The following is a 21,474-nucleotide window of genomic DNA, read 5'->3' as shown; positions in this document are numbered from 1 at the left end:
GCGTGACGATCGCTCGTCAGCCCCCAATCCTGCCCTCTGCCCGCACGCTTTTTCCCTACGGAAAAGCGGGGCTTGATGGCGTTCCCCGAACCACGGCCTTTGCCTGTGTGCCAGTGCCCGGAGGTATGCGGTGGCGCGTGCGCGCTGTCGATTCAAATGAACGGGAGCAAAACCGATTGCGGCGACTATGTGACGAATCCGCAACAGCGCCCATTGCGCATGGCCGTGCGGCTCCCTACTGCGACGGCCATGTTGCTGTCCCGCTATGAAAGCATGATCGCGCGGCGGTATCTGCTGCCGGGCAAGGGCGAGCGGTTCATCGTGCTGGTGGCGGGTTTCTCGCTGGGCGCGGTGATGCTGGGCGTCGCCGCGCTGGTGATCGTCATGAGCGTGATGAACGGTTTTCGCGCCGAGCTGTTCGACAAGATCGTCGGGCTGAACGGACACGCCGTGGTGCAGGGCTACAACAACCGGCTCGATAACTGGCAGCGGGTCGTCACGCTTGCCAGGGCGACGCCGGGAGTGACCAGCGCGGTGCCGATGATCGAGCAGCCGTTGTTCGCGACCTATAACGGCCGGGCGGAGGGCATCCTGCTGCGTGGGATGCGGACCGAGGACATTCGCAGCAATCCGACGATCCGCAGCAAGGTGGTCGCCGGCAGCCTGGCGTCGCTGAAGGCCAATAGCGGGATCGTGGCGATCGGTGCGCGGCTTGCCGAGCAACTGGGTGCGACGGTTGGGTCGGAGATCACGATCATCAGCCCGCTGGGCCGGTCGACCCCGTTCGGGACGGTGCCGCGCAGCGTCAACTACATGGTCGGCGCGGTCTTCGAAGTCGGCGTCTACGACTACGATAAAGCCTATGTCATCATGCCGTTGCAGGATGCGCAGACGCTGCTTCTGACGGGCGACACGGTCGGCATGATCGAGCTGCAGACGGTGAACGCCGACAAGGTGGGCGAGATCCTGGCGCCGCTCTCCCGGCAGGTGCAGGCGTACGGCGTGGTAAGTGATTGGCGGCGCCTCAATTCCGAGCTGTTCGATGCGCTGGCGGTGGAGCGGGTCGCGATGTTCGTGGTGCTGTGCATCATCATCCTGGTCGCGGCGTTCAACATCGCGAGCTCGCTGATCATGCTGGTACGCTCCAAGACGCGCGATATCGCGATTTTGCGCACGATGGGGGCCAGCCGGGGCGCGATGCTGCGTATTTTCATGACCGTCGGTACCGCGATCGGCGTGCTGGGGACGTTCGCGGGGCTCGCGCTGGGCGCGGTGTTCCTGTTCTTCCGCCAGTCCGTGGTCAATTTCGTCCAGCTGCTGACCGGGCAGAATCTTTGGGACCCGTCGATCCGCTACCTGACCACCCTGCCGTCGAAGGTCGATCCGGTCGAGGTCACCGCGATCGTCGTCATCACGTTGCTGATGACGTTCCTCGCCACGGTCTATCCGGCATTGAAGGCGGCGAACACCGACCCGGTCGAGGTATTGCGCTATGAGTGACGCGGTCCTCCAGACCACCGGCCTCGCGCGCAGCTTCACGCAGGCCGAGACGACGATCCACGTCCTGCGCGGCGTCGACCTGACCGTGCAGCCCGGCGAGATCGTCGCGCTGCTCGGACCATCGGGATCGGGCAAGTCGACGCTGTTGCAGGCGGTCGGCTTGCTGGAAGGCGGGTTTTCGGGATCGATCCGGATCGCGGGCACCGAGGCCGCGAAGCTGGACGCGGCGGGGCGGACCGCGCTGCGCCGCGACCGGCTGGGGTTCGTCTATCAATTCCACCACCTGCTGCCCGACTTCAACGCGATGGAGAATGTCGTGCTGCCGCAGTTGATCCTGGGCGCGGAGCGGGCCGCGGCGGAGGAGCGCGCGACGGTGCTGCTGAGCGCGCTCGGCGTCGGGCACCGGCTGACGCATCGTCCGTCGAAGCTGTCGGGCGGCGAGCAGCAGCGCGTCGCGGTGGCGCGCGCGCTGGCCAATCGCCCGGCGCTGGTGCTGGCCGACGAACCGACCGGCAACCTCGACGAGGCGACCGCCGACCGCGTGCTCGCCGAATTCCTGCGGCTGGTGCGCGGCGAGGGCTCTGCGGCATTGGTCGCGACGCATAACGAGCGGCTGGCGGCACGCATGGACCGCGTGGTGCGACTCCACGAGGGTCAGCTTGAGGTCGCGCGGTGAGCGCGTCGGCCTGGCGTGCGGCGCCGACACTGGTCGGGCACCACGTCACGCTGCGCCCGCTGGATCGTGCGGATCGCGCCGCGTTGCTGGCGGCGTTCGGCGACGGGCTGGACCATGTGTTCGCAGCGGTCGTCCCCGATGCGGCGACGATCGACCACTGGTTCGACGGGATCGAAGCGCAGCAGGCGGCGGGGCGCGCCGTGCCGTTCACCGTGCTGGACGCCGACGGCCGCGTTTCGGGCGCGACGCGCTTCATGCGGATGAACGAGGGGCATCGCCGCGTCGAGATCGGTGGCACGCTCTATGCGCGGCGCGTGCAGCGCACCGGGCTGAACACCGAGGCGAAAAGGTTGCTGCTGGATCATGCGTTCGGCGTGCTCGGTTGCCAGTGCGTGCAGTTCCGCACCAGCTGGCACAACCGCGCGTCGCGCCGCGCCATCGAGCGGCTGGGCGCGCGCATGGATGGCGTGCTGCGCGGGCACATGGTCACCGAGGACGGCGAGGTGCGCGACAGCGTCGTCTATTCGATCCTTGCGCATGAATGGCCGCAGGTGCGGCGCAACCTCGATTATCTGCTGGAGCGTCCGCGATGACGGCGATCACCGACATGGCCGTCACCGCGGCCGATGGCAGCACGGCGTCCCTGGAGCGCTGGCGCGGGCAGGCGCTGCTGATCGTCAACACCGCGTCCAAATGCGGTTTCACGCCGCAGTACGAAGGGCTGGAGGCGCTGCATCGGCGCTTCGCCGAGCGTGGCTTTGCGGTGCTGGGCTTTCCGTGCAACCAGTTCGGCGCACAGGAACCGGGCGATGCGGCGGAGATCGCGAATTTCTGCTCGCTCACTTACGACGTCACGTTCCCGGTGTTCGCGAAGATCGACGTCAACGGCGCGAATGCCGATCCATTGTTCGAGCGGCTGAAGGCCGAGGCGCCGGGACTGCTGGGGACCAGGGCGGTCAAGTGGAACTTCACCAAGTTCCTGATCGACCGCACCGGGCGGGTCGTGCACCGCTATGCACCGACGACGAAGCCCGAGGATATCGCAGCCGATATCGAGGCGTTGCTGTAGGCGATGTTCGGTGACCGCGTGGTGCTCGGTTGCATGTTCGCGCTGATCCTCGCGGTGCTCGCGCTGCTGCTGGTCGCGATGGCGCTGACCCACCGGCTCGTCACGACGGGGTGACGCGCACCCCGTCGTGCGTGACGCATCAGGCCGGCATCGCGAACGCGTCGGCGCCCTTGCGGTGGTCGCTGGCGGCAGTGATCGCGGTGATGCCGCCGACGAGGAAGCTGACCCCGAGGATGAAGCCCGGCAGCGTCAGCGCCGACCAGGGCACCGTCACCATGATGAAGATCGCGAGCAGGATGTTGAGCACGCCCAGCACGATCATCAGCCCGCGGCGTCGGCGCATGCGCAGGCCCAGCACGACTTCCAGCACGCCGCGCACCGCCAGCCACACCGCCATGATGAGCGTCAGCGAAAGCGCGCCGGTGACCGGTTCGAACACCATGATCGCGCCGACGATCACGGTAAGGACGCCGAAGATCACGGCGTAGAGCCGGCCTTCATGACCTTGCCCGAACAGCCCGGCCGCGATCGAGAACACGCCGGAGACGAACAGCAGAATCCCGATCACCATCGTCGCGGCATAGGTGGCGGCGAACGGCCAGATGAAGGCGGCGATGCCCACCAGCACCGAGACGATGCCATAGGCCATGATCCAGCCCCAGCCCGCGCCGGTCGATGCGCCGGCCGGCCGGAAGCCGCCGGCCGGATTGTTGCCGAATTGCGCCATAGCGATCACTCCAGGTTTGGGTGAGGCGAACGGACCGGCGTGGCCGCAGTTCCGGCGGGCGCGTCGGGGATGGTCGAATCGGGTCGGTGCGCCTACGTCGGGGGGATGCAGCATTCCGGGTTCGTGCCGCTCCGCATCTTTTCCAGTTACACCATGCTCGATGGCGCGATCGAGCCGAAGGCGATCGCCAAGCGTGCAGCGAAGCTCGGCTTCCCGGCCGCGGCGTTGACCGACCGTAACGGGCTGTACGCCGCAATGGCTTTTTCCGATGCGGCGATGGGCGCGGGCGTGCAGCCGGTGATCGGCACGATGCTGGGCATCGCGCGGCCCGACATGCCCGAGGGCGTGGCGGCGGCGATCGACTGGATCGCGCTTTATGCCCAGAATTCGACCGGCTACGACAATCTGTGCGAACTGGTCAGCCGCGCGCATCTCGACCGGCCGCTCGAACTGGCGCCGCATGTCGGGTTCGACGTGCTGGAGCGCTATGCGGCGGGGCTGATCGCACTCACCGCCGGTGGCGAGGGCGGGGTGGCGCGGCTGTTCGCGGAGGACCAGCCCGCGCGTGCGGCAGCTTATGCCGACCGGCTCCACGCGCTGTTCCCCGACCGGCTCTACATCGAATTGTGCCGCCGCGACGACGTGATCGAGGACAAGGCCGAGCCACAGCTGCTCGACCTTGCCTATGAGCGCGGCTGGCCGCTGGTCGCGACCAATCCGAGCTGTTTCGAGGAAGCCGATTTCGGCGATGCGCATGATGCGATGCTGTGCATCGCGTCATCGAGCTACGTCGAGAGCGAAGACCGTCCGCGCAGCTGCGGCCATGCGTGGATGAAGCCCGCGGCGGAGATGGCGGCGCTGTTCGCCGACCTGCCCGAGGCGTTGGCGAATACGCTGGTGGTTGCGCAGCGCTGCGCAGTCGCCGCGCCGAAGCGCAAGCCGATCCTGCCCAGCCTGGCCGGCGACCGCGAGGGTGAGGCGGCGATGCTGCGTCGCGACGCCGTCGCCGGGCTTGAGGCACGGCTCGACCGGATCGAACAGCTCGGCGCGCAACCTGCCGACGACCCCGAGTGGCGGACGGTGTACCGCGAGCGGCTGGCCTTCGAGGTCCACGTCATCATCCAGATGGGGTTCCCCGGCTATTTCCTGATCGTTGCCGACTTCATCAAATGGGCCAAGGACCACGACATTCCGGTGGGACCGGGGCGTGGTTCGGGCGCGGGCTCGGTCGTCGCCTGGGCGCTGACGATCACCGATCTCGACCCGATCAAGCTGGGGCTGCTCTTCGAGCGCTTCCTGAATCCGGAACGCGTGTCGATGCCCGATTTCGACATCGACTTCTGCGAAACGCGGCGCGGCGAGGTGATCCGCTACGTGCAGGAGAAATACGGTCGCGATCAGGTCGCGCAGATCATCACCTTCGGAAAGCTGAAGGCGCGCGCGGTGCTGAAGGATACGGGGCGCGTGCTGCAGATGAGCTATGGGCAGGTCGACCGGCTCGCCAAGCTGGTGCCGAACCACCCGACCGATCCGTGGGACCTGAAGCGCGCGCTGAACGGCGTGCCGGAACTGGCCAAGGAATATTCGAACGACAATCAGGTCCGGCACCTGTGGGATCTGGCGACGAAGCTGGAGGGATTGCCGCGCCACTCCTCGACGCACGCAGCGGGCGTGGTGATCGGCGACCGCCCACTGGCGCAATTGGTGCCGCTGTATCGCGATCCGCGTTCCGACATGCCGGTCACGCAGTTCGACATGAAATATGTCGAGGGCGCCGGGCTGGTGAAGTTCGACTTCCTCGGGCTCAAGACGCTGTCGGTGCTGAAGAAGGCGATCGAGCTGCTGAAGAAGCGCGACATCGCCGTCGATCTCGACGCGCTCGAATGGGACGACGAGGGCGTCTACAAGCTGCTCCAGCGCGGTGATACGGTCGGCGTGTTCCAGCTGGAATCGGAGGGGATGCGGCGCACGCTGTCCGCGGTCCGCCCGAGCAATTTCGGCGACATCGTCGCGCTCGTTTCGCTCTATCGGCCCGGGCCGATGGACAACATCCCGTCGTTCGGCCGGCGCAAGCAGGGAACGGAGGAGATCAGCTATCCGCACCCGCTGCTGGAGCCGATCCTGAGCGAGACGTACGGGATCTTCGTCTATCAGGAACAGGTGATGCAGGCCGCGCAGGTGCTGGCCGGCTATTCGCTGGGCGGCGCCGACCTGTTGCGTCGCGCGATGGGCAAGAAGGTGAAGGCGGAGATGGACGCGCAGCGTTCGACGTTCGTCGAGGGCTGTGCCGCACACAACCAGATCCCCGCGCCTTATGCCAACCAGCTGTTCGACTTGATCGACAAGTTCGCCGGCTATGGCTTCAACAAGAGCCACGCCGCCGCCTATGCCTTGCTGGCGTACCAGACCGCGTGGCTGAAGGCGCATCACCCGGCGGAGTTCTTCGCCGCGTCGATGTGTTACGACCTGCACCAGACCGACAAGCTGGCGATCTTCGTCGACGATGCGCGGCGGCTGGGCATCGGGATGCTGCCGCCGTGCATCAACGGCAGCGTCGCGGAATTCGACGTCGAGCCTGGCGAGGACGGCCGGCCGATGGTCCGCTACGCACTGGCGGCGCTGAAATCCGTCGGCGAGGGCGCGATGGAGAAATTGTGCGAGGAGCGTGCCGGCAGGGGGCCGTTCCGCAGCCTCGACGATCTGGCGGCGCGCGTCGATCCGCGATTGCTCAACAAGCGGCAACTGGAGACGCTGTCGGCGGCGGGCGCGTTCGATTGCATCGACGGTAACCGCGCCGGGGTCCATGCGGTCGCCGAGACGGTGCTGGCGATCGCCGCCCGCACGCATGAAGGACGGACGAGCGGGCAGGGCGGTCTGTTCGGCGACGATGCCGGCGCCGGTGACGCGATCAAGCTGCCTGCGTCGGCACGCTGGGCGCTGGCGGAGCGGATGGAACAGGAGAAGGAGGCGTTCGGCTTCTATTTCTCGGCGCATCCGGTCGATCGATATCGGCATCTCGCCAGGACGCACGGCGCGCGAACCTATGTGACGCTGGGCGAGCTGCAGATCGCCGATGGCGCGCGGGTGATGGCGACGATGGCGGTGCTGGTCGAGGATGCGCGTTGGCGCACGTCGGCGCGCGGCAAGCGCTACATGATGGCGACGCTGTCGGACGCCACGGGTCAGTTCGTCGCGACCTGCTTCGACGACGGCCCGGCCGCCGACCTGGAGGAGGCGGCGCGCAACGGTGGCTGCGGGCTGGCGACGGTCGAGCTGGATCGCCGCCCGGGCGAGGAGACGCCGCGCGTGACGGTTAAGTCGATCAAGCCGTTCGAGACGCTGGCGACGTCGACGCGCTTCGCGCTGGAGGTGCATGTCGCGGATGCCGGCGCGGTGCAGGCGCTGGCGGCGTTGATCGCGCCGTTGCGCGGTGCGCGCGGCAAGGTGACGCTGAAGGTGCCGATCGCGAATGGCGAGCTGGCGACGGTTATCCTCGATCGCGACTTCGCGCTCGACGCCGAGCTGGCCGAGCATATCGAGGCGCTGCCGGGGGTGACGAAGGTCGAGTTCGAGATCGAGGAGACGCGGCTGCGCTCGGTCGGCTGAGCGCCGCCGTCAGCGCGCGGCGCCGGCGATCCCCGCGACATGCAGCGTCAGCACGGCGCGCACCTGATCGGGCGTAAACGTCACGCCGCCGTCCAGCGCCAGCGTCGCCAGCCCGTGGACGATCGCCCAGCAGCCCAGCGTCGCTTCCGGCACCGCCGCGGGCGCCAGCGCCGCGACGCGCTGCGTCAGGATCGCGAAGGCGGGCGCGTCCGGCTGCTCGGGCGCGGGCGCGCCGCACACGAACATCGACCGGAACAGCGCCGGGTGCGCCAGCGCGAATGCGACATAGGCCTGGCCCTGCGCGACCAGCCGCTCGGCGTCGCTGCCATGCGCATCGGCCTGCGCCAGCGCGGCGTGGAGCATCGCGAAGCCGCGTTCGGCCACCGCCGCCAGCAACGCGGCCTTGTCGGCGAAATGGCGGTACGGCGCCATCGCCGACACGCCGGCGGCACGCGCCAGCGCCCGAATGCCGGGCTCGGCCTCGCCGCCTTCCAGCATCGCAATCGCGTGATCGAGCAAGGTGTCGCGCAAGTGAGCGGGGGAACCCATTACCTGTTTACACCGTATACCTGTCCAGTTATGTGTACAATGTAAGCAGTGGAGTGGCGACGATGCAAGCGAGCGACGCGAAACGGATGACCGTCGATCTGGCCGCGTGGCCCGACCTGATCGTGGTGCTGCTGGGCTTCCGGGTCGGCAGCCTGCGCGGATTGCCGTCGTTTCTGGGGATCGGGCGCGGGCTGTCGGAACTGGCGCGTACGCCGCCTGACGGTCTGCTGGCCGCGGAGCGCTGCCTGCACGGCTGGAATCACGTCGGCATCCGCCAATATTGGCGCGATCTCGACAGCCTGGAAGCGTTCACGCGTGCGATGCCGCATGCCGGCTGGTGGAAGGAGTTCCTCGCCGATCGCCACGGCAACGGCTTCTGGCACGAAGCCTATGCGGCGCGTGGCGGGATGGAGGCGATCTACGTCGACATGCCGCAGGCGCCGGGGCTGGGGGCGTTCGCGCCACCGCTGCCCGCGCAAGGACGGCTGCTGTCGGGCCGAGGACGATTGGGCCGCTAAGCGGCGTCAGAACAACTCGCCCTGCGCGCCGGGCGGGCGGCGGAACAGGTCGCAACGCAGGTCGAGCGTGCGGCGGCGGTCCGGGAACCCCGCCTTCGCTCGAGCGATGCGGAAGCGGGTGCGCAGCAGCTCGGCCCACGGCCCCTGGCCCTTCATCCGCATTCCGAAGCGCGGATCATTGTCCTTGCCGCCACGCAGCGACTGGATGATTGCCATCACCTTGCCGGCGCGATCCGGGTAATGTTCGTCCAGCCACGCGCGGAACAGCGGCGCGACCTCCCATGGCAGCCGTACAGGGATGTACGACACCCCCAGCGCGCCGGCCGCGGCGGCACGTGCGACGATCGTCTCGACTTCGGCATCGGTGATCGCCGGAATGATCGGTGCCATGTTGACGTAGGTGGGGATGCCCGCATCGGTGAGACGGCGCACCGCCGCCAGCCGCCGCTCGGGCGCGGTCGCGCGCGGCTCCAGCGTCATCGCGATGCGCGGGTCGAGCGAGGTGATCGAGATCGCGACCGCCACCAGCCCCTGCGCGGCCATCGGCGCGAGCAGGTCGATATCGCGCACCACGCGGTCGGACTTCGTGGTGATGACGAGCGGGTGGCGGCATTCGGCCAGCACCTCGATCACGGAGCGCGTCACCCGCCACTCGCGCTCGATCGGCTGGTAGGGATCGGTGTTGGTCCCGATCGCCATTGGCGCACAGGCGTAACCCGGCCTGGCGAGTTCGACGCGCAGCAAGGCGGCGGCGTCGGGTTTGGCGAACAGCTTCGTCTCGAAATCGAGGCCCGGCGACAGGTCGTGGTAAGCGTGGCTGGGGCGTGCGAAACAATAGATGCAGCCGTGCTCGCATCCGCGATAGGCGTTGATCGAGCGATCGAACGGTACGTCGGGCGATGTGTTGCGCGAGATGATCGTGCGCGGGTGCTCGACCGTGACGGTGGTACGAAGCGGGGGCGGCGCCCCGTCGACCAGTGCGCATGCGTCCCGCCAGTCGCCGTCCGCTTCCGCCTGAGGCAGATTGAAGCGCGAGCTCGCTGCGTTCAGTGTTGCGCCGCGCACGGCGCGAATCTTGCCATCGGCCATGGCGCCTTGTACGACTACGTTCGGAACGAAGCAAGAACATGGGGCGACGATGGGCTATGAGGGCGGGTGCCATTGCGGCGCGGTGACGTTCGAGGTGGCAGGCGAGACGCCGACGGAGGCGATGAGCTGCAACTGCTCGCATTGCCGGCGCAAGGGGTTCCTGCTCGCCTTCGTCCCCGCCGAAACGGTGACGATCAGCGGCGAGGCTGCGCTGCGCGACTATACGTTCAACCGCCACGCGCTGCGCCATCGATTCTGCACGATCTGTGGCTGCCAGCCGTTCAGCATGGGCATCGATCCGGCGGGGCAAGCGACCGCGGCAATCAACTTGCGCTGCGTGCCCTCGATCGATCTCGACGCGCTTACCATCCGGAAGGTCGACGGCGCGAGCTTCTAGCGGCGCCGACATTCAGCCAGACGGTCCGCACCGACGGATGGAGGGGCACGTCTGCCTGATCGTGGCAGCGCGGTTCACCCGAACAGATCGACGATTTTCTTTCGCGAGCAGTCCGGCACCCGGAAACGCTGAATGTCGATCCCGGTCAGGCCCTGCCGCGTCGGCAATCATCGGTGCGTCGGTCTGCGAGGCCGCGCGACTTGCCGACGGCTGAGCAAGCCGGCGTCCGGCTCAAGGCAAGGCAACAGTGATCGCAGCATTTGGATGCGGAGCGCGTTCGGGCGTCCCAATCGCGAGGTGTGCTGTCACGACGCCCGACGAGTTCGTTCCCGATGAGCTTGACGTGCCTCCGGCGTGTCGCTTCCGGCGTGATGAGAAGATCGGCACCGCAGCGGTAAGAGGGCGACCGACCCGACCTCGGGGTTGATGCGTGCGCTTAGCGGTACTTTCCGGCTTGCATCACCGCTCCAGCAACCGCGGCATGAGTTCGACGAAGTTGCAGGGGCGGTGGCGGCTGTCGAGCTGGCTGGCGAGGATGCCGTCCCACGCGTCCTTCACCGCGCCGGTCGAGCCGGGCAGCGCGAAGATGTAGGTGCCGCGCGCGACGCAGGCGCAGGCGCGGCTCTGGACCGTCGAGGTGCCGATCGTCTGGAAGCTGAGCCAGCGAAACAGCTCGCCGAAGCCGGGGATCATCTTGTCGGCGACCCGCTCGACCGCTTCGGGGGTGACGTCGCGCCCGGTTACGCCGGTGCCGCCCGTAGTGACGATGCAATCGACCGTGTCATCGTCGATCCAGCGGTGGAGCTGCGCGATGATCGCATCGACGTCGTCGCGCAGGATCACGCGTTCGGCGAGGACGTGCCCGGCGTCCGATAGCCGCGCGACCAGCGTGTCGCCGGAGCGGTCCTCGGCCAGGCCGCGCGTGTCGGACACGGTGAGCACCGCGATGCGGACGGGGAGGAAGGTGCGGGTTTCGTCGATCGGCATCGTGCTGCGATAATCGCGTCGCGCGGGAGCGTCCAGCGTCCGGATCAGGCGGTCGCGGCGATGGATTGCGCCGCGCGACCGTGCGTGAATCACGTGCATGCGGGCAGGCACGGAGACCTCATGCTAGCGCTCGCAGCGGCAAGATCGCTCCGTCGCGACACCATCCTGCGCCAGCGCAGCTCGCACACTCGGCCACCCTGCGGCACAAGCCGTGATAAAGGTAAGGATTTTCGCGCCAAGCCCACTGGCGCCGTCGCGCGATGCCGGGGATAAGACGGGATGATCCTCTACATCGCCGTATTCGCCATTCTCGTGCTCGCGCTGGTCATGGCGGTGCTGATCGACCGGCGCTGGCAAAGCGTGCTGGTGGCGGTGATCGGCGGACTGTTGGTCGCCACCACTGCCGGACTGGCGACAGCGATCGTGCTGCGCAGCGTCGCGCCGGGTGCGATCGAGCGCGCGATCCATCGCGATTGAGCGCGGCGACCCCGCGTCAGAACCAGCCGCGAAGACCGACCGCAAGCGCCACACCGCCATCGTCGCGTGCGCGCAGTCGCCGCGTCTCGCCGAACGCGCGCTCCCACGACACGCCGATATAGGGCGCGAATTCGCGGCGGAGCTCGTAGCGCAGCCGCACGCCCAGCTCGGCATCGACGAGCCCGGCGCCGATACGATCGCGCGGCACGTCCTGCGCCGAGAGGTTGAGTTCGGCGCGCGGCTGCACGATCAGGCGCTGCGTGATGCGTTGGTCGTAATAGCCCTCGACCCGCGCGAGCACGTCGCCTCGATCGGAGAGGAAGGCGGTCGCCTCGACATCGAACCAATAGGGAGCCAGCCCTTCGATCCCGGCGACGGCGTAGCGGCGGTCGGTGCCGATCTCCTGCCGGACGCCGCCTTGCAGGTTGAAATAGGGGCCGACCGCGCGACTGTAGAGCGCCTGTACCTCGCCGCTGGCGCGTGCGCCGAACCGGCCGTCACCCTCGCTCTTGACGACAAGCCGGTCGATGTCGCCACCGAACCACGCCTCGCCATCCCAGCGATAGCCGTCCGCGCCGCGGCGCGGCTGCCATTCGGCGATGTTCAGCATGACTTGCGAGAAGGTAGCGCCGCCGTGTTCGCGGCGTAGTTGTGCACGCGCCGGCGCCATCGCCGCTGCACCCCAGATGCGGTCGGCATAGGTCGGTGACGGCGCGGCCGGCGCGGGGCCGTCGCCGGCGGGCAGCGCGGTGCCGGCAGGCGCGGGTTTGCAATGCCCCATTGCGGCATGCTCGGGCGAGCAGGCAGCAGCGGGCGGCGGCGCGACCGGCGGCGTGCAATGGCCCATTGCGGCGTGTTCGGGCGGGCAGGCGTCGGCGCTGGCCGGCGGCATGGGCGCTTCGCAATGGCCCATCGCGGCATGTTCGGGAGAACAGGCGGCAACGGCCGGCGAAGGTACCGCCCGCTTCGGCCGGCGCTTTGCACTGGCAGACGGTTTGGGTCGGGCGGTCGCGCGCGTGGCCGGCTTCGGCCGCGCCTGCGCCGTTGCGGCGGGCTTGGCCGCCGGCATCGTCATGCCGGGCATGTGCCCCGGGTGGTCCATCCCCTGCATTTGCACGGCCAGCGCGATCGCGAGTGCGGCGCTCATGCCGGCACCGCGTCACGCGGGCGGACGGTGACGACCTGCATCATTCCGGCGTGCATGTGGTAGAGCATGTGGCAGTGGAACGCCCAGTCGCCGACCGCGTCGGTGGTGACGTCGAAGGTGACGGTGCCGCCGGGCTGGACCTGCACCGTGTGCTTGCGTGGCGCAAAATCGCCGTGGCCGGTGACCAGCTCGAAGAAATGGCCGTGCAGGTGGATCGGATGGCCCATCATCGTATCGTTGACCAGTGTCACGCGCACGCGCTCGCCCGCCAGGAACGCGAACGGCGCGGTCACCTCGTTCAGCTTCTCGCCGTCGAACGCCCACATATAGCGCTCCATGTTGCCGGTCAGGTGGATGCGCAGGCTGCGATCGGGCGCGCGGGTGTCCGGATTGCGGGCGGTGGCGACCAAGTCGCGATAGGTGAGCACGCGGTGCCCGACATCGAGCAATCCCTGTCCGGGCTCGCCGGTGCGGTCGACCGGCATCGGGGCGATCGTCTGGATCGTCGGGGTGCGCTTCAGCTCCGGCGCGTTGGCGAAGTCGCGCATCGAATGGCTCATCGTGCCCATGTCCTGACCGGCGGCGTCCTCTGCGCCCCCGTCCTGCCCGGCCGCGTCCTGCCCGCCCCCGTCCTGCCCGGCCATCTTGTGCCCGGGCATGTCGTGGCCACCTGTCGTCGCCGTCGCCGTCGCCGCCATGCCGCCCATTCCCATGTCCTTCATGGTAGCGAGCGGGCGCGGGCGGAGCGGTGGGGCCGCGGCGCGCATCCCGGCGCGCGGGGCGAGCGTCGCCAGCGCCATTCCCGAACGGTCGACACTCTCGCCGACCAGCGCATAGGCACGGTCGTCGCGCGGCTCCACGATGACGTCATAGGTCTCGGCGACCGCAACCTGGATCTCGTCGACCGTCACGGCGCGCACCGGCAGGCCGTCCGCCTGGACCACCGTCATCGCGAGGCCGGGGATGCGCAGGTTGAAGGTCGTCATCGCGGATGCGTTGACGATGCGCAGCCGCACGCGCTCGCCCGGCACGAACAGCCCGGTCCAATTGTCGCGCGGGCCATGGCCGTTGACCAGATAGGCGTAGGTCGATGCGGTGACATCGGCGACGTCGGCGGGGTCCATCCGCATCCCGCCCCATGCCAGCCGCTCCGCCTCGCGTTGGTCGCGACCGGCGAGCAGCCCGGCCAGCGTCTGCTTCTGGAAGTTGAAATAGCCGCCTTGTTGCTTGAGCTTGCGGAAGATCACGTGCGGGTGGAGCGGGCTGTGGTCCGACAGCACGATCACATGCTCGCGTGCGGAGACGATCGGGTCGGTGCCTGCTGGATCGATGACGATCGGACCGTACAGCCCCAGCTGCTCCTGCAACCCCGAATGGCTGTGGTACCAATAGGTGCCGGACTGGCGGACCGGGAATTCGTAGGTGAAGGTGCTGCGCGGTGCGATGCCGGGGAAGCTGACGCCGGGCACCCCGTCCATGTGGAACGGCACCAGCAGCCCATGCCAATGGATCGAGCTTTGCTCGTCCAGCGCGTTCTCAACGTGAAGGCGGACGTTCTGCCCCTCGCGCAGCCGGATCAGCGGCGCGGGCACGGTGCCGTTGACGCCGACCGCGTGGCTGGCGCGGCCGTCGATCGTGAGCATCCGGTGCGCGATGCGCAGGCGGATGTCCTCGCCCGATACCGTCGGCAGCGGCGCAATCCCCGGAGTGCCCGACTGCGCCCACGCCGGCAGGCATGCCCCCGCCGCAAGCACGCCGCCGGCGCGCAGGATATCGCGGCGGCGCGGGGAAGCCGCCGTGTCACTGATCCTCGTCATACATCTCATATAATCGTCGCAGCGGCGCTGTCGCGGGTCACTGCAACAATTCGTCGCGCACCCGGATCGCACTGCTCGACAGCCGCACCTCGACCAGGAAGGCCACGAACGACGCGATCAGCAGCGACATCGCAAGGATGAAGCTGAACGCGACGTAATGGCCGATATGGCTGCGGGTCAGCGCGCCGACGAAGAGCAGCGCGACGACGATGCACGTCGCCACCGCGCTGGCGACGGCCAGGAACAGCGCGAGATTGATGACGCTCATCCGCTTGGCAAGCCGCCGCAATTCCCAGATCAGCCGCGCGCGTTCCGGCGCCTCGGTTTGCGGATGGCGTTCCTCCAGCGCACGCACCCGGTCCACGACGCGCGCGAGCCGGCCGGTGAGTACGTTGAGGAGCGCCCCGATGCCGGTCAGCACGAAGACGGGGCCGAGCGATGCCTGGATCGCCTCGGCAATGGTCGGTAGGGCGGGCGAATAGGGCATGGCAGGCGTTGTGCCCCGTGCGACCACGCACGACAACCACCGGCGTGCGACCACGCAGCGCGCGCGTTGCCGCGGGCCAGACGGCTGGTGACAAATTGTTACGCCGGCGACCGGATCGTTGAAGCGACGGAAAGCGTACGTATCTCGGAAGGGTCACCGGACAACATGGTCCGGGACACCGCAAGGAGAAACGCCATGATCGTCTCGATCGTCGCCGGGCTGCTGCTCGGCACCCCCATCGCCGCAGAGGCACACCGCGTGCAGATCGACCATCGCGGCCAAAGCGTCGACGTGACCTACCGCAGCGCGGTCGACGTGTCGCACAAGCAGGTCGGCGCGGTCGGCGCGCCGGGCCGGCCCAGCGCGCTCCGCTGCGCCTGGACCGCCGCGGTCGACGTCCATCGTGAGGCACGCCATGCCGCCGGCCACGTCATGACGCGCACGATCAGCGCTGCGGCGCCGCTGACCGGCAGCCGGCCCGGCTGGTGCGATACGCAGCGTGATGCGATCGCGCAGGACGTCGCGGCGAAGAGCGGCAAGGTGCGCGACCACCTGCTCGCCGTTGCCGAGCGCGACCAGGACGCGCTGGTCGCCGAACTCGACGCGGCGCACGACCGGGCGCGCACCTGATATGCGGATCGCTATCGTGATCGCCGCCGCGCTCTCGGGCGTGGCGGCGCTTCCCGCCATGGCGCAGGTCCAGGCGGGCGTCGAGCTTGCCACCGACGAGCGTCGTCGCGGGATCAGCTGGAGTGAAGGCAAGGCCGCACCTTCCGCCTATGCGCGGATCGACCTGCCGGGCGGGTTCGACATCGGCGCACGCGTGGTCGCGACGCGCGGCGACCCGCGCCACGGCGGCGCGGACGGCGTGGCCGAGCCGACGATCGGCTATTCGACGGATCTGGGCGGCTTCCGGCTCGACGGGTTCGCGACCGCGCATCTGTTCGCGGGCGCGCGCGGCAAGCTGGATTACGGCGAAGTCGGCGCGAGCGCGAGCTATTCGCTCGGGCCGGCACAGGCCGGCGTCGAAGCGCGCTATGCGCCGTCGCAGGACGCGATCGGCGGCGACAATCTCTATTTGGCGGCGCGCGGACGCGTCGGCATTCCGGCGACGCCGTGGACGGTCACCGGACATGCCGGGCGTTCCTCCGGAAGCGTCGACGATCCGCTGCGCGCTGCGCGGCTGCGCCCGGGCGGCACCTATCACGACTGGGCGGTAGGCGTGGAGCATGTCACCGGGCCGCTGACCGTCGGACTGGAATATACCGGCACCGATATCGCGAACGTGCGCGACGTGTCGCCGTTCGCGGTGCGCGAGCATGCCGGGGATCGGCTGGCGGCGCGGATTTCGCTGGGGATTTGACCGTCGCCTTCGTCGTTCCTGCCGCTGCGGGAACGACGAGGCAAGCGCGTGCGCCTGCAACGCGTCCTCCATACCCCCTTGAGCGAGCGCTGACGTTGACGTAAACGGGAGCCAATTCAACCAAGAGGCTTTCGATGACCGACGTCGTGATTGCAGGCTATGCCCGCTCGCCCTTCCATCTTGCCGGCAAGGGCGAACTGGCGCGGGTGCGCCCGGACGATCTCGCGGCGCAGACGATCCGCGGCCTGATCGAAAAGACCGGGGTCGACGCAGCCTTGATCGAGGACATCGTGCTCGGCTGCGCGTTCCCGGAGGGCGAGCAGGGCCTGAACGTCGCGCGGATGATCGGGCTGCTTGCCGACCTGCCGCTGTCGGTGGGCGGGATGACCGTCAATCGTTTCTGCGGATCGTCGATGAGCGCGATCCACATTGCGATGGGGCAGATCGCGGTCGGCGCGGGCGAGGCGTATATCTGCGCCGGGCTCGAATCGATGAGCCGGATCCCGATGGGCGGCTACAACCCGATGCCCAACCCGCAACTCGCCGCGAAGAACGCCGGCGCGTACATGGGAATGGGCCAGACCGCCGAGAACGTCGCGCAAAAGTACCAGATCACCCGCGCCGAGCAGGACGCCTTCGCGGTGAAGAGCCAGCAAAAGGCCGCCGCAGCCCGCGCCGACGGGCGGCTGGGGGACGAGATCGTCGCGATCGCCACCAGGGCCGGCGAGGTGACGCAGGACGGTACGCTGCGCCCGGATACGACGGTCGAGGCGCTGGGCGGGTTGAAGCCGGCCTTCTCGCAGGACGGATCGGTGACCGCCGGCACATCGTCGCCGCTGACCGATGGCGCCAGCGCGGTGCTGGTGACGTCCGAGGCGTTCGCGAAGACGCACGGGTTGACGATCCTCGCGCGGATCAAGGCGATCGGTATCTCGGGTTGCGAGCCGGAGACGATGGGGCTTGGCCCGATCGGCGCGTCGCGCAAGGCGCTGGAGCGCGCCGGCATCGCCGCGAGCGACCTCGACGTGGTGGAGATCAACGAGGCGTTCGCCAGCCAGGCGATCGCGTGCATCCGCGATCTCGGCCTGAAGGACGAGACGATCAACATCGACGGCGGCGCGATCGCGATCGGCCATCCGCTGGGCGCGACCGGTGCGCGGATCGTCGGCAAGGCTGCCGCGCTGCTGGCCCGCGAGGGCGGTCGCTATGCGCTGGCGACGCAGTGCATCGGCGGCGGGCAGGGCATCGCTACCGTGCTGGAGCGCGTGTGATGAGCGGCGCTGTCAAGCCGGAGGGCGCAAAGCCCGGGTCGATCAAGAAGGTCTGCGTCATCGGCGCCGGGGTGATGGGCGCGGGCATCGCTGCGCAGATCGCCAACGCCGGCGTGCCGGTGCTGCTGCTGGACATACCCCCGAGGGACGGCGCGGATCGCGATGCGGTTGCCAAGGGCGCGGTCGCAAAGATGCTCAAGACCGAGCCGGCGGCGTTCATGTCGAAGGCGGCGGCCAAGCTGGTGGAGACCGGCAACATCGACGATCATCTCGATCGCGTCGCCGAATGCGACTGGATCGTCGAGGCGATCGTCGAGCGGCTCGACATCAAGCAGTCGCTCTATGCGCGTCTCGAAGCGCTGAAGCGGCCCGGCAGCGCCGTGTCGTCGAACACGTCGACGATCCCGCTCGAGAAACTGGTCGAGGGGCGCAGCGCGCAGTTCCGCCGCGATTTCCTCATCACGCACTTCTTCAATCCGCCGCGCTACATGCGGCTGGTCGAGATCGTGCGCGGCGCGGACACTGATGCAAACGTCGCCGAAGGTGTCGAGGCGTTCGTCGACCGCTTCATGGGCAAGCGCATCGTCCGCGCGAAAGACACGCCGGGCTTCATCGCGAACCGCATCGGCACCTATTGGCTGGCGATCGCGGTCAACGCGGCGCTGGACCAGGGGCTGACCGTCGAGGAGGCCGACCAGATCGGCGGGCGTCCGATGGGCGTGCCGAAGACCGGTATCTTCGCGCTGATCGATCTGGTCGGGGTCGACCTGATGCCGCTGCTCGCGAAGAGCCTGTCGGACACGCTGCCGCAGGGCGATCCGTATTTCGCCACCGTGCGCCCGCTGACGCTGGTCGATCGCATGATCGCGGAGGGCTTCACCGGCCGCAAGGGCAAGGGCGGCTTCTACCGGCTCGAGAAAAGTGCGGACGGCCAGCGCGCCAAGCTGGCGATCGATCTTCGCACGGGCGAGTATCGTCCTGAATCGAAGCCGGACGCGTTGCCCGCCGCGGCGGAGAAGGATCTGGCGGCGCTGGTCACCACGCCGGGCAAGGTCGGCGAATATGCCTGGACGATTCTGGGCAACGTCCTGAGCTATGCGGCGATGCTGGTCGGCGAGGCCGCCGACGACATCGTCGCGATCGATGACGCGATGAAGCTTGGCTACAACTGGAAGTTCGGGCCGTTCGAACTGATCGATCGCCTCGGGCCGGGCAAGCTGGCCGAGCGGCTGCGCGCCGAAGGCCGCACCGTGCCGGCGATCCTCGACACGGCCGGCGCGCGTCCATTCTACCGGGTCGAGGGCGGGGTGCGACAATATCTCGGGCACGACGGTGCCTATCACGACGTGCCGCGCGGCGAGGGCGTGCTGCTGCTGGAGGACGTCAAGCGGCGGTCGCAGCCGGTCGCGACCAGTGCCTCGGCGGCGCTATGGGACGTCGGCGACGGCGTGCTGTGCCTGGAATTCACCGCCAAGATGAACGCGCTGGACGGCGAGGTTGCGCGCCTGATCCAGCAGGCGATCCCGCTGGTCCAGGACCGGTACAAGGCGCTGGTGATCTATAACGAGGGCAGCAACTTCTCGGCCGGCGCCAACCTCGGCCTCGCGTTGTTCGCGGTCAAGGCCGGCGCGTGGGGCGAGATCGAGAAACTGATCGTCGCCGGGCAGCAGGCGTTCAAGGCGCTGAAATATGCGCCGTTCCCGGTCGTGAGCGCACCGTCCGGCATGGCGCTGGGCGGCGGGTGCGAGGTGCTGTTCCATTCCGACGCGGTGCAGGCGCACGCCGAAAGCTATATCGGGCTGGTCGAGGCCGGGGTCGGGCTGGTGCCGGGCTGGGGTGGTCACGGCGAGTTGCTCGACCGGCTCGCCCGGTCGCCGATGATGCCGAAGGGGCCGATGCCCGCCGTGGCGAAGGCGTTCGAGCTGATCTCCACCGCGCAGGTGTCGCGTTCGGCGGCGCACGCGAAAGAGCTGGCGTTCCTGCGTCCGACCGACGGCATCACCATGAACCGCGACCGCTTGCTTGCGGATGCCAAGGCCAGGGCGCTGGCGTTGGTCGACGGCTACACGCCGCCCGAACCGCCTACCTTCCGGCTCCCCGGCGAGAGCGGGCGTGTCGGGCTGGCAGGTGCGGTCGCCGATTTCCGGCGCAAGGGCGTCGCGACCGCCTATGACGAGGTCGTCGCGGGGCGGCTCGCCCATGTGCTGACCGGTGGCGACGCCGACGTGGTCGACACCGTCACCGAACAGCAGCTGCTCGATCTGGAGCGCGCCGCTTTCATCGAAAGCGCGCATGACGAGCGCACCCATGCGCGCGTCGAGAGCATGTTGATGACCGGCAAGCCGCTGCGCAATTGAGCGGCGATCGCCCCCACCCGGCAAGGTGGGGGCGATTCATCCTGCGTTCAGCCGCTGCGGACGCAAGGACATGATAAGAAACATAAAAGAGGATCGCATATGTCTCCCCGCAACCGTGCTGCCTTGTCGGTCGCCGCCAGCATGACGGGTCTCGTCGTCGCCGGCAGTGCGCACGCGCAGGCGTTCTATCTCCAGGAACAATCGACCCGCGCTGCCGGCCGCGCCTTTTCCGGCGAAACGGCGGACACCGGCGCCGCGTCGCTGTGGTGGAACCCGGCCGCGATCGCCGGGATCGAGAAGGCGGAGGCGAGCGCCAACGTCTCACTGATCCTGCCGAAGGGCGACGTGGTCGACAACGGTACCGTGATCCGCCGTCCCGGCGGCACGTTCGCGCCGGTCGGCGGCTCGTCGACGTCGCGCGACCCGATCAACAAGGGCGTCTTGCCGTCGGGCGCCATCGCGGTGCCGCTCGGCGACCGGCTCGCCGTCGGGCTGGCGGTGACCTCGCCATACAGCTTCACCACCGATTACAGCGCCGACAGCTGGGCGCGCTACAGCGCCGACCGCACCTATCTGCGCACCTTCGACATCCAGCCGTCGGTCGGTGTCGCGGTGACCGACTGGCTGCGCATCGGTGGCGCCGCGAATGTCCAGCACGTCGATGCGAGCCTCAGCAACGCGCTTCCCAACCTCGCCGCGGCGCTGCCCGACGGCAGCCAGAAGCTGGAAGGGGGCGGCTGGGACGTGGGCTGGACCGCGGGCGTCCAGATGCACAACGACTGGGCGACCGTCGGCGTCAGCTACAAATCGGCGATCAAGCACACGCTGAAGGGCGACCTGACCGTCAGCGGTCTGCTCGGGCCGCTCGCGGCGCGCAACACGACGGTGTCGGGTGTGGAGGCGACCTTCTACACCCCGGCGCAGATCATGATCGGTGGCCGCTTCCGCCTCACCGACGCGCTGACGCTGAACGCGCAGACGATCCGTTCTACCTGGGACCAGTTCGACGCGATCCGGCTCGGCGCGCCGCTCAACACCGCGCTGCCGGAGAACTACCGCAACATCTGGAGCTATGCGACCGGCGTCGATTATGCGGTGTCGCCACGGCTGACGGTGCGCGGCGGCGTACAGCGGACGCTGACCCCGACCCGCGACGGTGAGCGCGATGCGCGCGTACCGGACGCGAATCGCTGGAATTACGGCCTGGGCGCATCGTTCGACGTGACCCCGCACCTCGCGCTCGATGCGGCGGCGAACTACGTCGATTTCGCCGACGCGTCGATCGACCGGCTGACCGCCGCCTACGCGGGCACCGCCGCGCAGACCCCGGTCGCGCTCAACGGCACGCTCGAGAATGCGCATGCCGTGGTGCTGTCGCTGGGTGGGCGCGTGCGCTTCTGAATGCGTCGCTGCCCCGGCGTGGGCCGGGGCGGCCGC

Annotated in this window: 20 protein-coding genes; 13 read left to right on the top strand and 7 right to left on the bottom strand. The window is 68.6% G+C overall.

What is annotated here, in order from left to right:
• The first annotated feature begins 249 nt into the window (after positions 1-249).
• Genes SPHPHY_RS0112205 through SPHPHY_RS0112190 form a run of 4 tightly spaced genes read left to right on the top strand, consistent with a single transcriptional unit; the run spans position 250 to position 3,245 of the window.
• Positions 250-1,500: a lipoprotein-releasing ABC transporter permease subunit gene (locus SPHPHY_RS0112205; RefSeq protein WP_022686967.1), complete on the top strand. Its 1,251-nt coding sequence runs from the start codon at positions 250-252 to the stop codon at positions 1,498-1,500.
• Positions 1,493-2,176, top strand: a complete 684-nt coding sequence (locus SPHPHY_RS0112200; RefSeq protein ID WP_022686966.1) for an ABC transporter ATP-binding protein — start codon at positions 1,493-1,495, stop codon at positions 2,174-2,176. The genes SPHPHY_RS0112205 and SPHPHY_RS0112200 overlap by 8 nt, the downstream gene beginning before the upstream one ends.
• Entirely contained in the window at positions 2,173-2,769 is a 597-nt protein-coding gene (locus SPHPHY_RS0112195) for a GNAT family N-acetyltransferase (protein WP_022686965.1), read from the top strand. Before SPHPHY_RS0112200 ends, SPHPHY_RS0112195 begins: the two co-directional genes overlap by 4 nt.
• Positions 2,766-3,245 (top strand): glutathione peroxidase, encoded by a 480-nt coding sequence (locus SPHPHY_RS0112190; protein WP_022686964.1) that lies wholly within the window; start codon positions 2,766-2,768, stop codon positions 3,243-3,245. Before SPHPHY_RS0112195 ends, SPHPHY_RS0112190 begins: the two co-directional genes overlap by 4 nt.
• Positions 3,246-3,384: 139 nt before the next feature.
• On the opposite strand, the gene SPHPHY_RS20080 is transcribed toward SPHPHY_RS0112190, so the two are convergent.
• Entirely contained in the window at positions 3,385-3,972 is a 588-nt protein-coding gene (locus SPHPHY_RS20080; protein ID WP_022686962.1) for an HdeD family acid-resistance protein, read from the bottom strand.
• 105 nt (positions 3,973-4,077) lie between these two features.
• Between SPHPHY_RS20080 and dnaE the strand changes: the two genes are divergently transcribed.
• The gene (gene dnaE / locus SPHPHY_RS0112175) at positions 4,078-7,578 is read left to right on the top strand and encodes a DNA polymerase III subunit alpha (RefSeq protein ID WP_022686961.1); all 3,501 of its coding nucleotides are present in this window, start codon (positions 4,078-4,080) and stop codon (positions 7,576-7,578) included.
• 9 nt (positions 7,579-7,587) lie between these two features.
• On the opposite strand, the gene SPHPHY_RS20075 is transcribed toward dnaE, so the two are convergent.
• Positions 7,588-8,127: a TetR/AcrR family transcriptional regulator gene (locus SPHPHY_RS20075; protein ID WP_022686960.1), complete on the bottom strand. Its 540-nt coding sequence runs from the start codon at positions 8,125-8,127 to the stop codon at positions 7,588-7,590.
• A gap of 86 nt (positions 8,128-8,213) precedes the next feature.
• Between SPHPHY_RS20075 and SPHPHY_RS0112165 the strand changes: the two genes are divergently transcribed.
• Positions 8,214-8,645 (top strand): monooxygenase family protein, encoded by a 432-nt coding sequence (locus SPHPHY_RS0112165; RefSeq protein ID WP_231370411.1) that lies wholly within the window; start codon positions 8,214-8,216, stop codon positions 8,643-8,645.
• 6 nt (positions 8,646-8,651) lie between these two features.
• Here the strand turns inward: SPHPHY_RS0112165 and SPHPHY_RS0112160 are convergent, their stop codons facing one another.
• Positions 8,652-9,734, bottom strand: a complete 1,083-nt coding sequence (locus tag SPHPHY_RS0112160) for a PA0069 family radical SAM protein (protein ID WP_022686958.1) — start codon at positions 9,732-9,734, stop codon at positions 8,652-8,654.
• A gap of 49 nt (positions 9,735-9,783) precedes the next feature.
• On the opposite strand from SPHPHY_RS0112160, the gene SPHPHY_RS0112155 reads away from it, so the two are divergent.
• Positions 9,784-10,131, top strand: coding sequence for a GFA family protein (locus tag SPHPHY_RS0112155; protein WP_022686957.1), 348 nt, complete (start codon positions 9,784-9,786; stop codon positions 10,129-10,131).
• 459 nt (positions 10,132-10,590) lie between these two features.
• Here the strand turns inward: SPHPHY_RS0112155 and moaB are convergent, their stop codons facing one another.
• Positions 10,591-11,118, bottom strand: coding sequence for a molybdenum cofactor biosynthesis protein B (gene moaB / locus SPHPHY_RS0112150; RefSeq protein ID WP_028056851.1), 528 nt, complete (start codon positions 11,116-11,118; stop codon positions 10,591-10,593).
• Positions 11,119-11,397: 279 nt separating this feature from the next.
• On the opposite strand from moaB, the gene SPHPHY_RS20995 reads away from it, so the two are divergent.
• Positions 11,398-11,595, top strand: a complete 198-nt coding sequence (locus SPHPHY_RS20995; protein ID WP_022686955.1) for a hypothetical protein — start codon at positions 11,398-11,400, stop codon at positions 11,593-11,595.
• Between the two features lie 16 nt (positions 11,596-11,611).
• Here the strand turns inward: SPHPHY_RS20995 and SPHPHY_RS0112140 are convergent, their stop codons facing one another.
• From SPHPHY_RS0112140 to SPHPHY_RS0112130, 3 genes are read right to left on the bottom strand one after another with little or no spacing between them, the layout of a single operon-like run.
• Complete coding sequence (locus SPHPHY_RS0112140) at positions 11,612-12,742, bottom strand: copper resistance protein B (protein ID WP_028056850.1); 1,131 nt, start codon at positions 12,740-12,742, stop codon at positions 11,612-11,614.
• Positions 12,739-14,559, bottom strand: coding sequence for a copper resistance system multicopper oxidase (locus SPHPHY_RS0112135; RefSeq protein ID WP_022686952.1), 1,821 nt, complete (start codon positions 14,557-14,559; stop codon positions 12,739-12,741). The genes SPHPHY_RS0112140 and SPHPHY_RS0112135 overlap by 4 nt, the downstream gene beginning before the upstream one ends.
• A gap of 37 nt (positions 14,560-14,596) precedes the next feature.
• The gene (locus tag SPHPHY_RS0112130; protein WP_022686951.1) at positions 14,597-15,046 is read right to left on the bottom strand and encodes a DUF2721 domain-containing protein; all 450 of its coding nucleotides are present in this window, start codon (positions 15,044-15,046) and stop codon (positions 14,597-14,599) included.
• 195 nt (positions 15,047-15,241) lie between these two features.
• Here SPHPHY_RS0112130 and SPHPHY_RS0112125 point away from each other — a divergent pair, with 195 nt between their 5' ends.
• From SPHPHY_RS0112125 to SPHPHY_RS0112105, 5 genes are all read left to right on the top strand, one after another.
• Positions 15,242-15,676, top strand: coding sequence for a hypothetical protein (locus SPHPHY_RS0112125; protein ID WP_022686950.1), 435 nt, complete (start codon positions 15,242-15,244; stop codon positions 15,674-15,676).
• Position 15,677: 1 nt separating this feature from the next.
• A complete protein-coding gene (locus tag SPHPHY_RS0112120) occupies positions 15,678-16,409 on the top strand; it encodes a TorF family putative porin (protein WP_022686949.1) in 732 nt (243 codons plus the stop codon).
• Between the two features lie 134 nt (positions 16,410-16,543).
• Complete coding sequence (locus tag SPHPHY_RS0112115) at positions 16,544-17,680, top strand: thiolase family protein (protein ID WP_022686948.1); 1,137 nt, start codon at positions 16,544-16,546, stop codon at positions 17,678-17,680.
• On the top strand, positions 17,680-20,037 hold the full coding sequence (locus tag SPHPHY_RS0112110) for a 3-hydroxyacyl-CoA dehydrogenase/enoyl-CoA hydratase family protein (protein WP_022686947.1): 2,358 nt from the start codon (positions 17,680-17,682) through the stop codon (positions 20,035-20,037). The genes SPHPHY_RS0112115 and SPHPHY_RS0112110 overlap by 1 nt, the downstream gene beginning before the upstream one ends.
• A gap of 99 nt (positions 20,038-20,136) precedes the next feature.
• Positions 20,137-21,438 carry an OmpP1/FadL family transporter gene (locus SPHPHY_RS0112105; protein ID WP_028056846.1) on the top strand — a complete coding sequence of 434 codons (1,302 nt, stop codon included), beginning with the start codon at positions 20,137-20,139 and terminating at the stop codon, positions 21,436-21,438.
• Positions 21,439-21,474: the final 36 nt, after the last annotated feature.

Source organism: Sphingomonas phyllosphaerae 5.2 (assembly GCF_000419605.1).
Lineage (GTDB): Bacteria > Pseudomonadota > Alphaproteobacteria > Sphingomonadales > Sphingomonadaceae > Sphingomonas > Sphingomonas phyllosphaerae_B.
Note: the sequence above shows the minus strand (reverse complement) of the source record. Positions and strands in the feature narration are given on the sequence as shown.